This is a genomic window from Enterobacter sp. KB-221C9 (assembly GCF_041320715.1).
GTDB classification, from domain to species: Bacteria; Pseudomonadota; Gammaproteobacteria; order Enterobacterales; family Enterobacteriaceae; genus Enterobacter; species Enterobacter asburiae_D.
This window is the reverse complement of the sequence record NZ_JBGIWG010000003.1, coordinates 334,499-346,979: the sequence shown is the minus strand read 5'-3', so window position 1 is coordinate 346,979 and position 12,481 is coordinate 334,499. Positions and strand designations below refer to the sequence as shown.

10 protein-coding genes and 7 tRNA genes are annotated in these 12,481 nt (G+C 54.3%); 16 read left to right on the top strand and 1 reads right to left on the bottom strand.

The window, feature by feature from the left end:
• Nucleotides 1–115 precede the first annotated feature (115 nt).
• The 12 genes from nagB (at nt 116) to AB8846_RS05725 (ending at nt 6,988) form a co-directional block, all read left to right on the top strand.
• Nucleotides 116–916, top strand: coding sequence for a glucosamine-6-phosphate deaminase (gene nagB, locus AB8846_RS05780; RefSeq protein WP_023310765.1), 801 nt, complete (start codon nt 116–118; stop codon nt 914–916).
• Between the two features lie 55 nt (nt 917–971).
• Nucleotides 972–2,120 carry an N-acetylglucosamine-6-phosphate deacetylase gene (gene nagA, locus AB8846_RS05775; RefSeq protein ID WP_370732274.1) on the top strand — a complete coding sequence of 383 codons (1,149 nt, stop codon included), beginning with the start codon at nt 972–974 and terminating at the stop codon, nt 2,118–2,120.
• 8 nt (nt 2,121–2,128) lie between these two features.
• Nucleotides 2,129–3,349 carry an N-acetylglucosamine repressor gene (locus tag AB8846_RS05770; RefSeq protein ID WP_063143172.1) on the top strand — a complete coding sequence of 407 codons (1,221 nt, stop codon included), beginning with the start codon at nt 2,129–2,131 and terminating at the stop codon, nt 3,347–3,349.
• A gap of 46 nt (nt 3,350–3,395) precedes the next feature.
• Nucleotides 3,396–4,148: a ribonucleotide monophosphatase NagD gene (gene nagD / locus AB8846_RS05765; protein ID WP_063143173.1), complete on the top strand. Its 753-nt coding sequence runs from the start codon at nt 3,396–3,398 to the stop codon at nt 4,146–4,148.
• A gap of 249 nt (nt 4,149–4,397) precedes the next feature.
• The gene (asnB, locus tag AB8846_RS05760; protein ID WP_014069343.1) at nt 4,398–6,062 is read left to right on the top strand and encodes an asparagine synthase B; all 1,665 of its coding nucleotides are present in this window, start codon (nt 4,398–4,400) and stop codon (nt 6,060–6,062) included.
• 226 nt (nt 6,063–6,288) lie between these two features.
• Nucleotides 6,289–6,365, top strand: a tRNA-Met gene (locus AB8846_RS05755).
• 8 nt (nt 6,366–6,373) lie between these two features.
• A tRNA-Leu gene (locus tag AB8846_RS05750) sits at nt 6,374–6,458 on the top strand.
• Between the two features lie 23 nt (nt 6,459–6,481).
• Nucleotides 6,482–6,556 (top strand) — tRNA-Gln (locus AB8846_RS05745).
• Nucleotides 6,557–6,588: 32 nt separating this feature from the next.
• Nucleotides 6,589–6,663 (top strand) — tRNA-Gln (locus tag AB8846_RS05740).
• A gap of 18 nt (nt 6,664–6,681) precedes the next feature.
• Nucleotides 6,682–6,758, top strand: a tRNA-Met gene (locus tag AB8846_RS05735).
• Between the two features lie 44 nt (nt 6,759–6,802).
• A tRNA-Gln gene (locus AB8846_RS05730) sits at nt 6,803–6,877 on the top strand.
• Between the two features lie 36 nt (nt 6,878–6,913).
• Nucleotides 6,914–6,988: transfer RNA gene (locus tag AB8846_RS05725), tRNA-Gln, on the top strand.
• A 110-nt stretch (nt 6,989–7,098) separates the two neighbouring features.
• Here AB8846_RS05725 and ubiF read toward each other — a convergent pair.
• Nucleotides 7,099–8,274, bottom strand: coding sequence for a 3-demethoxyubiquinol 3-hydroxylase (gene ubiF / locus AB8846_RS05720; RefSeq protein ID WP_370732273.1), 1,176 nt, complete (start codon nt 8,272–8,274; stop codon nt 7,099–7,101).
• A gap of 135 nt (nt 8,275–8,409) precedes the next feature.
• Here ubiF and miaB point away from each other — a divergent pair, with 135 nt between their 5' ends.
• From miaB to corC, 4 genes are all read left to right on the top strand, one after another.
• A complete protein-coding gene (miaB, locus tag AB8846_RS05715; protein WP_148242850.1) occupies nt 8,410–9,834 on the top strand; it encodes a tRNA (N6-isopentenyl adenosine(37)-C2)-methylthiotransferase MiaB in 1,425 nt (474 codons plus the stop codon).
• 163 nt (nt 9,835–9,997) lie between these two features.
• Complete coding sequence (locus AB8846_RS05710; RefSeq protein ID WP_029740142.1) at nt 9,998–11,044, top strand: PhoH family protein; 1,047 nt, start codon at nt 9,998–10,000, stop codon at nt 11,042–11,044.
• On the top strand, nt 11,041–11,508 hold the full coding sequence (gene ybeY / locus AB8846_RS05705; protein WP_370732272.1) for an rRNA maturation RNase YbeY: 468 nt from the start codon (nt 11,041–11,043) through the stop codon (nt 11,506–11,508). Before AB8846_RS05710 ends, ybeY begins: the two co-directional genes overlap by 4 nt.
• An 89-nt stretch (nt 11,509–11,597) precedes the next feature.
• Nucleotides 11,598–12,476 carry a CNNM family magnesium/cobalt transport protein CorC gene (corC, locus tag AB8846_RS05700; RefSeq protein ID WP_021242574.1) on the top strand — a complete coding sequence of 293 codons (879 nt, stop codon included), beginning with the start codon at nt 11,598–11,600 and terminating at the stop codon, nt 12,474–12,476.
• Nucleotides 12,477–12,481 lie beyond the last annotated feature (5 nt).

Genomic DNA, 12,481 nt, shown 5'->3' with positions numbered 1-12,481 from the left:
ATCATTCAAAAAATCAAGACGGATTGATCCGGCCTGAAAGTTTCCAGGTTACGCTTAAGTATCAGGTTCCGATAGCCATCCGCCCACTCTTCTACTTTAACTCTTGAGGTGAACAATGAGACTGATTCCCCTGGCAACTGCTGAACAAGTCGGTAAATGGGCCGCTCGCCATATCGTTAATCGTATTAACGCTTTTAAACCAACTGCCGATCGCCCTTTCGTTCTTGGACTGCCGACCGGCGGCACGCCGCTGACCGCCTATAAGGCGCTGGTTGAGATGCATAAAGCAGGCCAGGTTAGCTTCAAACATGTTGTGACCTTCAATATGGATGAATACGTTGGCTTACCGAAAGACCACCCGGAAAGCTACCATAGCTTTATGCATCGCAATTTCTTTGATCATGTTGATATTCCATCTGAAAATATTAACCTGCTGAATGGAAACGCGCCTGATATTGACGCAGAATGCCGTCAGTATGAAGAAAAAATCCGTTCTTACGGTAAGATCCATCTGTTCATGGGTGGTGTAGGTAATGATGGTCACATCGCGTTTAACGAACCGGCGTCATCTCTGGCTTCCCGCACCCGTATTAAAACGCTGACCCATGACACGCGCGTGGCAAACTCCCGCTTCTTTGACGGCGATGTTAACCAGGTTCCAAAATACGCCCTGACCGTTGGCGTAGGCACCCTGCTGGATGCCGAAGAAGTGATGATTCTGGTACTGGGCGGCGTGAAAGCGCAAGCGCTCCAGGCTGCCGTTGAAGGCAACGTTAACCATATGTGGACCATCAGCTGCCTGCAGCTGCATCCTAAATCCGTCATCGTGTGTGACGAACCGTCCACGATGGAGCTGAAGGTAAAAACGCTGAAATACTTCAACGAGTTAGAAGCTGAGAACATCAAAGGTCTGTAATTGAATAACCGCCTCTTCATCAAGAGGCGGCCGCTTTTTTTAACCGGGGGTCGTTATGTACGCTTTAACCCACGGTCGGATTTTTACCGGCCATGAAATTCTGGATGACCATGCGATTGTTATCGCTGATGGCCTGATTGAACGTGTTTGCCCGCTGGCAGAGCTGCCGCCGGAGATTGAACAGCGCTCACTCAATGGAGCAGTAATCTCCCCCGGTTTCATCGACGTACAGCTCAACGGCTGCGGCGGTGTGCAATTCAATGATACCGCCGATGCGGTGACGGTCGAAACGCTGGAGATCATGCAGAAAGCCAACGAGAAATCGGGCTGCACCAGCTATCTGCCAACGCTCATCACCAGCAGTGATGACCTCATGAAGCAGGGTATCCGCGTGATGCGCGAATACCTGACCAAACACCCTAATCAGGCGCTGGGTCTGCACCTTGAAGGGCCATGGCTGAATATGGTCAAGAAAGGCACGCATAACCCGGACTACGTGCGTAAGCCTGCTGCGGAGCTGGTTGACTACATGTGTGCGAACGCCGATGTGATCACCAAAGTGACGCTGGCACCTGAAATGACGGGTACGGATGTCATCAGCAAACTGGCTGGTGCCGGGATTATCGTTTCAGCAGGTCACTCAAACGCGACGCTGAAAGAAGCGAAAGCAGGTTTCCGCGCGGGCATTACCTTCGCAACGCACCTTTACAACGCCATGCCGTATATCACGGGGCGTGAACCGGGTCTGGTCGGGGCGATTCTGGATGAGCCAGACGTCTACTGCGGCATTATTGCTGACGGCTTACACGTCGATTATACCAACATTCGCAACGCTAAGCGGCTGAAAGGTGACAAGCTTTGTCTGGTGACGGATGCCACCGCACCGGCAGGTGCAAATATTGAGCAGTTCATTTTTGCCGGTAAAACAATATACTACCGCAATGGACTGTGTGTGGATGAAAACGGTACGCTGAGCGGTTCCTCTTTGACCATGATTGAAGGGGTGCGTAACCTGGTTGAACATTGCGGGATTGCGCTTGATGAAGTCCTGCGTATGGCAACCCTTTATCCGGCTCGCGCAATGGGCGTGGATAAACAGCTCGGCGGAATTGCACCAGGTATGGTTGCAAACCTGACGGCATTCACACACGATTATAAAATTATTAAGACCATCGTTAACGGTAACGAGGTCGTCACTGAGTAAGTAAAAGTATGACACCTGGCGGACAAGCTCAAATCGGTAATGTCGATCTCGTTAAACAACTTAACAGTGCGGCGGTGTACCGCCTGATTGACCAGCACGGACCAATCTCGCGAATTCAGATAGCCGAACAAAGCCAGCTTGCTCCCGCCAGCGTGACAAAAATTACCCGCCAGCTCATTGAGCGCGGTCTGATCAAAGAAGTCGATCAGCAGGCCTCCACCGGAGGCCGTCGCGCGATCTCCATTATTACCGAAACCCGCAATTTTCAGGCAATTGGCGTCCGTCTGGGCCGCCATGACACCACGCTCACGCTGTACGATCTGAGCAGTAAAGCCATTGCGGAAGAGCACTACCCTCTTCCGGAGCGCACCCAGGAGACGCTGGAGCATGCGCTGCTGAATACCATCGCGCAGTTTATTGAAAGCTGTCATCGCAAGATCCGCGAACTCATCGCCATCTCCGTGATTCTGCCCGGTCTGGTCGACCCGGAAAGCGGCGTGATCCGCTATATGCCGCACATTCAGGTTGAGAACTGGGGGCTGGTTGATGCGCTGGAAAAGCGTTTTAAAGTGACCTGCTTTGTGGGCCACGACATTCGCTCGCTGGCGCTGGCAGAGCACTACTTTGGTGCGAGCCAGGACTGTGAAGACTCTATTCTGGTGCGTGTTCACCGCGGAACGGGCGCGGGTATTATCTCTAATGGGCGTATTTTTATTGGTCGCAACGGTAACGTCGGTGAGATTGGCCACATTCAGGTTGAGCCCCTCGGGGAGCGCTGCCACTGCGGTAACTTCGGTTGCCTTGAAACCATTGCCGCCAACACGGCCATTGAGCAGCGCGTTCGCCATCTTCTTGAACAGGGTTACCAAAGCCGCGTCACGCTGGACGATTGCAAGATAGGCACCATCTGCAAAGCCGCCAATAAAGGCGACGCGCTGGCCTGTGAAGTGATCGAGCAGGTAGGACGCCACCTGGGGAAAACCATCGCCATCGCCATTAACCTGTTTAACCCACAAAAAGTGGTGATCGCCGGTGAAATTGTGGAAGCGGAAAAGGTGCTGCTCCCCGCCATTGAAGGCTGTATTAACACCCAGGCGCTGAAAGCATTCCGCCAGAATCTCCCGGTGGTTCGTTCAAAGCTTGACCATCGTTCGGCGATTGGCGCGTTCGCGCTGGTCAAACGCGCGATGCTCAACGGAATTCTGCTGCAGCATTTGCTGGAAAGTTGATCGGACCTTATAGTAACGCCTTCTTTTTTTTGATGTCGGACTGTCCATGACCATTAAGAATGTAATTTGTGATATCGACGGCGTGCTGATGCACGACAACGTTGCCGTGCCGGGTGCTGCGGAGTTTCTGCACCGCATCATCGACAAAGGAATGCCTCTGGTTCTTCTCACGAACTACCCTTCTCAGACCGGTCAGGATCTGGCAAACCGCTTTGCCACGGCGGGTGTCGACGTCCCGGACAGCGTGTTTTATACCTCGGCGATGGCCACGGCGGATTTTCTGAAGCGTCAGGAAGGGAAAAAAGCCTACGTGGTGGGTGAAGGTGCGCTGATCCATGAGCTGTACAAAGCAGGCTTTACCATCACCGATGTCAACCCTGACTTTGTGATTGTTGGCGAAACGCGATCCTTTAACTGGGAGATGATGCATAAAGCAGCATACTTTGTCGCCAGCGGCGCGCGCTTTATCGCCACCAACCCGGATACGCACGGCCGTGGTTTTTATCCGGCCTGCGGCGCGCTCTGCGCCGGTATCGAGAAAATCTCCGGTCGTAAGCCGTTTGTGGTAGGGAAACCTAGCCCGTGGATCATTCGTGCCGCGCTGAACAAAATGCAGGCCCACTCTGAAGAAACCGTTATTGTCGGCGACAACCTGCGTACCGATATTCTGGCCGGTTTCCAGGCGGGTCTGGAGACGATTCTGGTTCTCTCCGGCGTCTCTCAACTTGATGACATTGATTCGATGCCGTTCCGGCCAAGCTGGATTTACCCCTCCGTCGATGAAATTGACATTATCTGATATCGAACCACGCCTCAGGGCGTGGTTTTTCATTTATGGCCTACACAAATAAAATCCCATCTAACAAAAATCACGTTTTATTGCATAATCCTCAATAAAAGAATTCAAGGCGTACTCTTTTTTCACTATTCCGCAATCACCATTGCACTATTTCCGTTTTCACCCGTAAAACGCTTGCGCGCCCTGCCCCTTTGCGGCATTTTCATAAGCAAGCACCATTACAAAGCAACAGGGTTAACGGAGAAGGTTATGTGTTCAATTTTTGGCGTACTGGATATTAAAACTGACGCGGGCGAACTGCGTAAAAAGGCACTCGAACTGTCCCGCCTGATGCGCCATCGCGGACCGGACTGGTCAGGCGTTTACGCCAGTGACAAAGCGATTCTGGCTCACGAACGTCTGTCTATTGTTGACGTCAATGCCGGTGCACAGCCGCTGTATAACGAGAAAAAAACGCACGCGCTGGCTGTCAACGGTGAGATCTACAACCACCAGGCGCTGCGCGCCGAATACGGCGACCGCTACGCGTTCCAGACCGGTTCTGACTGTGAAGTGATCCTGGCGCTGTATCAGGAGAAAGGACCCGAGTTTCTGGACGACCTGCAGGGCATGTTTGCCTTCGCCCTGTACGACAGCGAAAAGGACGCTTACCTGATTGGCCGTGACCATATCGGCATTATCCCGCTGTACATGGGCCACGATGAGCACGGCAACTTCTACGTTGCCTCTGAAATGAAAGCCCTGGTCCCGGTCTGCCGCACCATTAAAGAGTTCCCGGCGGGCAGCTACCTGTGGAGCAAAGACGGCGAGATCCGTCAGTATTATCAGCGTGACTGGTTCGATTTCGACGCGGTAAAAGACAACGTCACGGACAAAGCCGAGCTGCGTCAGGCGCTGGAAGATTCCGTAAAAAGCCACCTGATGTCCGACGTGCCGTACGGCGTGCTGCTCTCCGGCGGTCTGGACTCCTCCGTGATCTCCGCGATCACCAAGAAATTCGCGGCCCGTCGTGTGGAAGATCAGGAGCGCTCAGAAGCCTGGTGGCCACAGCTGCACTCTTTTGCCGTTGGTCTGGAAGGCGCTCCTGACCTGAAAGCCGCGCAGGAAGTGGCGAACCACCTCGGCACCGTGCACCACGAAATTCATTTCACCGTGCAGGAAGGTCTGGATGCGATCCGCGATGTGATCTATCACATTGAAACCTATGACGTGACCACCATCCGCGCCTCGACCCCGATGTACCTGATGTCGCGTAAGATCAAAGCGATGGGCATCAAGATGGTGCTCTCCGGTGAAGGTTCTGACGAAGTGTTTGGCGGCTACCTGTACTTCCATAAAGCGCCGAACGCCAAAGAGCTGCACGAAGAGACCGTGCGTAAGCTGCAGGCGCTGCATATGTTTGACTGTGCGCGTGCCAACAAAGCGATGTCCGCATGGGGCGTGGAAGCGCGCGTGCCGTTCCTGGATAAGAAATTCCTCGACGTCGCGATGCGCATCAACCCGCAGGACAAAATGTGCGGCAACGGTAAAATGGAAAAACATATCCTGCGCGAATGTTTTGAATCCTATCTGCCGGCGAGCGTGGCGTGGCGTCAGAAAGAGCAGTTCTCTGATGGCGTAGGTTATAGCTGGATCGACACCCTGAAAGAGGTCGCGGCGAAGCAGGTTTCTGACCAACAGCTGGAAACCGCAAGCTTCCGCTTCCCGTACAACACGCCGGGCTCGAAAGAGGCGTATCTGTACCGTGAAATTTTTGAAGAGCTGTTCCCGGTACCGAGTGCTGCCGAGTGCGTACCGGGTGGTCCGTCCGTCGCCTGCTCTTCTGCCAAAGCGATTGAATGGGATGAATCTTTCAAATCCATGAACGATCCATCAGGACGCGCGGTAGGCGTTCACCAGTCAGCCTACAAATAATCATTCAGATCGCAATCGGGCCCCTCAGGGGCCTGATTTTTTTGCCTCGTATTTCACCGTCTAAATCTGATTAATAACCAATAATTGCCGAATATTCGGTCACGCTGTTCGCAACCTAACCAAACAGTCACTTTCCGGCTATTTTCGTTGAAAAAGGTGTTGACGCTGCAAGGGTCTATACGCATAATGCGCCCCGCAACGCCGATAAGGTAACGCGAAAAAAGATGGCTACGTAGCTCAGTTGGTTAGAGCACATCACTCATAATGATGGGGTCACAGGTTCGAATCCCGTCGTAGCCACCATCTTTTTTGCGGGAGTGGCGAAATTGGTAGACGCACCAGATTTAGGTTCTGGCGCCGCAAGGTGTGCGAGTTCAAGTCTCGCCTCCCGCACCATTCCCAGGTAAGCGTTGCACGGATGGGGTATCGCCAAGCGGTAAGGCACCGGTTTTTGATACCGGCATTCCCTGGTTCGAATCCAGGTACCCCAGCCATATTTCTTCGATTTTGCGGTTCTCCGCGGTATTGGGGTATCGCCAAGCGGTAAGGCACCGGTTTTTGATACCGGCATTCCCTGGTTCGAATCCAGGTACCCCAGCCAATCGAAGATTGCAGTACTGGCTACGTAGCTCAGTTGGTTAGAGCACATCACTCATAATGATGGGGTCACAGGTTCGAATCCCGTCGTAGCCACCAAATTAGTAATCTGTCGAATGATTCGATAGACTAAAAAAAATTGTTGGGGTATCGCCAAGCGGTAAGGCTCTGGTTTCTGATACCAGCATTCCGAGGTTCGAATCCTCGTACCCCAGCCAATTTAAAAAGTCGTTAAGCCGTTTGTTTAACGCAATTGGGGTGTCGCCAAGCGGTAAGGCACTGGTTTCTGATACCAGCATTCCGGGGTTCGAATCCCTGCACCCCAGCCACTTAAGTAACAAAAAAGCCCGCTCTGCGGGCTTTTTTGTTTTTGTTGTTCAGAATTGTGTGGCCTGATGCCCTCACCCTGTCCCTCTCCCACAGGGAGAGGGACAAAAGGTTAGAGTCCGAGGGCGTATTTCAGCGCCTGGCGCTTCAGACCACCGGCGCGTTCTGCCGCCATCAATCCAATATTACGCAGAATGCGCACCGGGGCTAAGTCATTGCTGAACCCGGCATAGAACAGATCCATCCCCGACTGCATGATGAAATTGTCCGCCATGCGCCGCGTCTGGTAACGCTTCAGGACCTGATGGCTGGCCCAGTTTTCAGCGTGCCCGCGAGCGCTGCCCAGCACATCCAGTAACGCATCGACATCACGATACCCCAGGTTGACACCCTGCCCGGCCAGCGGATGGATGGTGTGTGCCGCATCGCCCACCAGCGCCAGCCCTTCACGGGCATACTGCAAAGCGTGACGTCGCGTGAGGGGAAACGCCCCTGCAGTAACCGGCGTTACGTTGCCCAGACGGCTCGGGAAGTGCAGCAGGATCTCGCGCTGCAGCTGTTCCATGTTCATCCCCTGCAGCTGGCGAATGCGCGCGGGTTTGTCGTACCACACCAGCGACGCCCAGTTATCAAACAGCGGTAAAAAGGCGTGCGGACCGTTCGGCGTAAAGTGCTGCCAGGTGCTTTCTCCCGGCGCATTCTCGCACTCGACGGTAATCAGCATGCAGGATTGCTCATACTGCCAGGCATGAACCCCGATACCCGCCATCTGTCTGACCTGCGAGTTAGCGCCGTCCGCCCCAACGACCAGCTTCACGGCCAGTGCATCACCGCTGTCGAGCGTCAGTGAATAGCCGCTCTCGTGAGGATGCAGTGCTTTAATCGAGGCAGGAACTCGCAGCGTCACCTTCGGATGCGCCTCCAGCGCCTGCCAGAGCGCCAGCTGGAGCACGTTGTTTTCCACCATATAACCCAGGCGCGGCAGCTTCAGCTCAGCGGCATCAAACGCGACGTGGGCATTTTCCCACTCCCAGGTTTCAAGACGGCTGTAAGGATGGGCGCGCATCGCCAGCACCGCCTCCCAGACGCCCAGCCCGCGCAGCAGATCCACGGACGCCGCGCTGATCGCGGAAATGCGCACATCCGGTTTGCTGGTGGGCTCGAAGGCCGGCGGAGCAGCCTGTTCAATTACCGTTACCTCAAATCCCTGCTGCGCCAGCCCCAGCGCCAGCGCGCCGCCGACCATACCGCCGCCGACAACGGCAACTTCGGTGTGTAGGAGTGTCATGGTCAATTGTCCTTATTGGAGAATCCCTTAAGTTTACCGGATTTTTGCGGTCCTGAGACACATAACCTTCATACTGGTCACAACCCCACCAAAGCATTACAATACGCGGCTTGCAATCCTGAGCTGAGCAAGTCGATGACTAAAAAACTCCATATAAAAACCTGGGGCTGTCAGATGAACGAATACGATTCATCCAAGATGGCCGATCTGCTGGATTCAACCCACGGATACCAGCTGACAGAAAATGTGAAAGAAGCGGACGTGCTGCTGCTGAACACCTGTTCGATTCGTGAAAAAGCGCAGGAAAAAGTCTTTCACGTGTTAGGCCGCTGGAAGCTTCTCAAACGAAAAAATCCGGACCTGATCATCGGCGTGGGTGGCTGCGTCGCGTCGCAGGAAGGCAAGCTGATCCGCCAGAGAGCCCCGTATGTGGATATTGTCTTTGGCCCTCAGACCCTGCACCGCCTGCCAGAGATGATTAATCAGGTTCGCGGCAACCGCAGTCCGGTCGTTGACGTCAGCTTCCCGGAGATCGAAAAGTTTGACCGTCTGCCGGAGCCGCGCGCAGATGGCCCAACCGCCTTCGTCTCCATCATGGAAGGCTGCAACAAATACTGCACTTACTGCGTGGTGCCTTACACCCGCGGTGAAGAAGTCAGCCGTCCGGCAGACGATATTCTGTTTGAAATCGCGCAGCTTGCCGCACAGGGCGTTCGCGAAGTGAACCTGCTGGGCCAGAACGTTAACGCCTGGCGCGGAGAAAACTACGACGGCACCACCGGCAGCTTTGCCGAGCTGCTGCGTCTGGTGGCCGCGATTGACGGCATTGACCGTATTCGCTTTACCACCAGCCATCCGATGGAGTTTACCGACGACATCATCGACGTGTATCGCGATACGCCAGAGCTGGTGAGCTTCCTGCACCTGCCGATTCAGTGTGGCTCTGACCGCGTGCTGAACCTGATGGGCCGCCCACATACGGTGCTGGAGTACAAATCCACCATTCGTAAGCTGCGTGAAGCGCGTCCAGATATCCAGATCAGCTCCGATTTTATCGTCGGCTTCCCTGGCGAAACCGCTGATGACTTCGAGCGCACCATGAAGCTCATCGGTGAAGTGAATTTTGACGTCAGCTACAGCTTCATCTTCTCTGCGCGTCCTGGAACACCTGCGGCCGATATGGTTGACGATGTGCCGGAAGAAGAGAAAAAGCAGCGCCTGTATATTCTGCAGGAGCGTATTAACCAGCAGGCCAACGCGTGGAGCCGCCGTATGCTCGGCACCGTTCAGCGCATTCTGGTGGAAGGCACCTCGCGCAAGAGCATTATGGAACTCTCCGGTCGTACCGAAAACAACCGCGTGGTGAACTTTGAAGGCACCCCGGACATGATTGGCAAATTCGTGGACGTCGAAATTGTCGACGTGCTGACCAACTCGCTGCGCGCGAAGCTGGTACGCACCGAGGATGAAATGGGCCTGCGTATTGCCGAGTCACCGGAATCCGTGATCTCTCGCACCCGCAAAGAAAACGATTCTGGCGTTGGGATTTACCAGCCTTAATCCCCAAGGCCTGCCCTTCCGGCAGGCCTTGTATTTCCTCTCATCGTCCCCAATATCTTCCGCAACGCTTGCGCCTTTATTCTGTGGCGTGAATAATTTCGGTAATGACCGTTTTATTACGCCCTATCGCAACGGATCGGTTAACCAATTAAAGAGGAACAGTTTGAACATAGATACGCGTGAAATTAGCCTTGAGCCAGCAGACAACGCTCGCCTGCTGAGCCTGTGCGGGCCGTTTGATGACAATATCAAACAACTGGAGCGACGTCTGGGTATCGAAATCAATCGTCGCGATAATCATTTCAAACTTACCGGGCGCCCTATCTGCGTCAACGCCGCTGCGGATATTCTGCGTAGCTTGTATGTCGATACCGCCCCAATGCGCGGCGAAACGCAGGATATCGAGCCGGAACAGATCCACCTCGCCATTAAAGAGGCGCGCGTGCTTGAACAGAGCGCGGAAAGCGTACCGGACTACGGCAAGGCCATTAACATCAAGACCAAACGTGGCGTCATTAAGCCGCGTACGCCAAATCAGGCGCAGTACATCGCCAATATTCTTGACCACGACATCACCTTCGGGGTGGGGCCTGCGGGGACGGGTAAAACCTATCTCGCCGTTGCCGCTGCGGTAGATGCGCTGGAACGCCAGGATATCCGTCGAATTCTGCTGACCCGTCCGGCCGTTGAGGCGGGCGAAAAGCTGGGCTTCCTGCCGGGCGACCTGAGCCAGAAGGTCGACCCGTATCTGCGTCCTTTATACGATGCGCTGTTCGAAATGCTGGGCTTTGAGAAGGTCGAGAAGCTCATTGAGCGTAACGTTATCGAAGTTGCCCCGCTCGCCTACATGCGCGGTCGTACGTTGAACGATGCGTTCATCATTCTCGATGAGAGCCAGAACACCACCATCGAACAGATGAAAATGTTCCTGACGCGTATCGGTTTTAACTCGAAGGCGGTCATTACCGGTGACGTCACCCAGATCGACCTGCCGCGCAGCACCAAATCCGGCCTGCGCCACGCCATCGAAGTGCTGGCCGAAGTCGACGAAATCAGCTTTAACTTCTTCCACAGTGAAGACGTGGTACGCCACCCGGTGGTCGCGCGTATCGTTAACGCCTATGAAGCCTGGGAAGAGGCGGATCAGAAGCGTAAGGCCGAACTGGCCGCAGAACGTAAGCGCGAAGCGCAGGAGCAAGAACAGAAATGAGTCAGGTGATCCTCGATTTACAGCTGGCCTGTGAAGACAATTCCGGCATGCCAGATGAGGCACAGTTTCAGAAATGGCTGGATGCCGTTATTCCTCATTTTCAGGAAGAATCAGAAGTGACGATTCGCCTGGTGGATGAAGCGGAAAGCCATGAGCTTAACCTGACCTATCGCGGGAAAGATAAGCCGACCAACGTGCTCTCTTTCCCGTTCGAAGCGCCGCCGGGCATTGAGATGCCGCTGCTGGGCGATCTGATCATCTGCCGTCAGGTGGTTGAACAGGAAGCCAAAGAGCAGCAAAAGCCGCTTGAGGCCCACTGGGCGCATATGGTGGTACACGGCAGCCTGCACCTGCTGGGCTACGATCATATTGAAGATGACGAAGCGGAAGAGATGGAGTCCCTCGAGACAGAGATAATGCTTGCTCTGGGCTATGAGGATCCGTACATTGCCGAGAAAGAATAGTCCGTCATTTGACTGACTCACATGCCGCCACGAAAGGACATCGCGTGGCGGTAAACGTTGAACTAACAAGAGAACCCTTAACAAACGCCATGAGCGACGACAATTCACACAGTAGCGACACGACAACCAGTAAAAAGGGATTTTTCTCCCTCATTCTGAACCAGCTTTTCCACGGCGAACCCAAAAACCGTGATGAACTGCTGGAGCTGATTCGTGATTCCGGGCAGAACGACCTTATCGACGAAGATACGCGCGAAATGCTCGAAGGGGTTATGGACATCGCCGACCAGCGCGTTCGCGATATTATGATCCCCCGCTCGCAGATGATCACCCTGAAACGTAACCAGACGCTGGACGAGTGCCTCGATGTGATCATCGAATCCGCCCACTCGCGTTTCCCGGTCATTAGCGAAGACAAAGATCACATCGAAGGGATTTTGATGGCGAAAGATCTGCTGCCGTTTATGCGCAGCGATGCCGAAGCCTTCAGCATGGAAAAAGTGTTACGCCAGGCCGTGGTTGTGCCGGAAAGTAAACGTGTGGATCGGATGCTGAAAGAGTTTCGCTCTCAGCGTTACCACATGGCGATTGTTATTGATGAGTTTGGTGGCGTTTCCGGTCTGGTCACGATCGAGGATATTCTTGAGCTGATCGTGGGCGAAATCGAAGACGAGTACGACGAAGAAGAAGACATCGACTTCCGTCAGCTTAGCCGCCACACCTGGACCGTACGCGCGCTGGCCTCCATCGAGGACTTCAACGACGCCTTCGGTACCCACTTCAGCGATGAAGAGGTCGATACCATTGGCGGGCTGGTGATGCAGGCCTTTGGCCACCTCCCGGCGCGCGGTGAGACCGTTGACATCGACGGTTACCAGTTCAAAGTGGCAATGGCCGACAGCCGACGTATTATACAGGTTCACGTCAGAACGCCGGACGACTCACCGGTGCCAAAACTGGAAGATTAATGTAA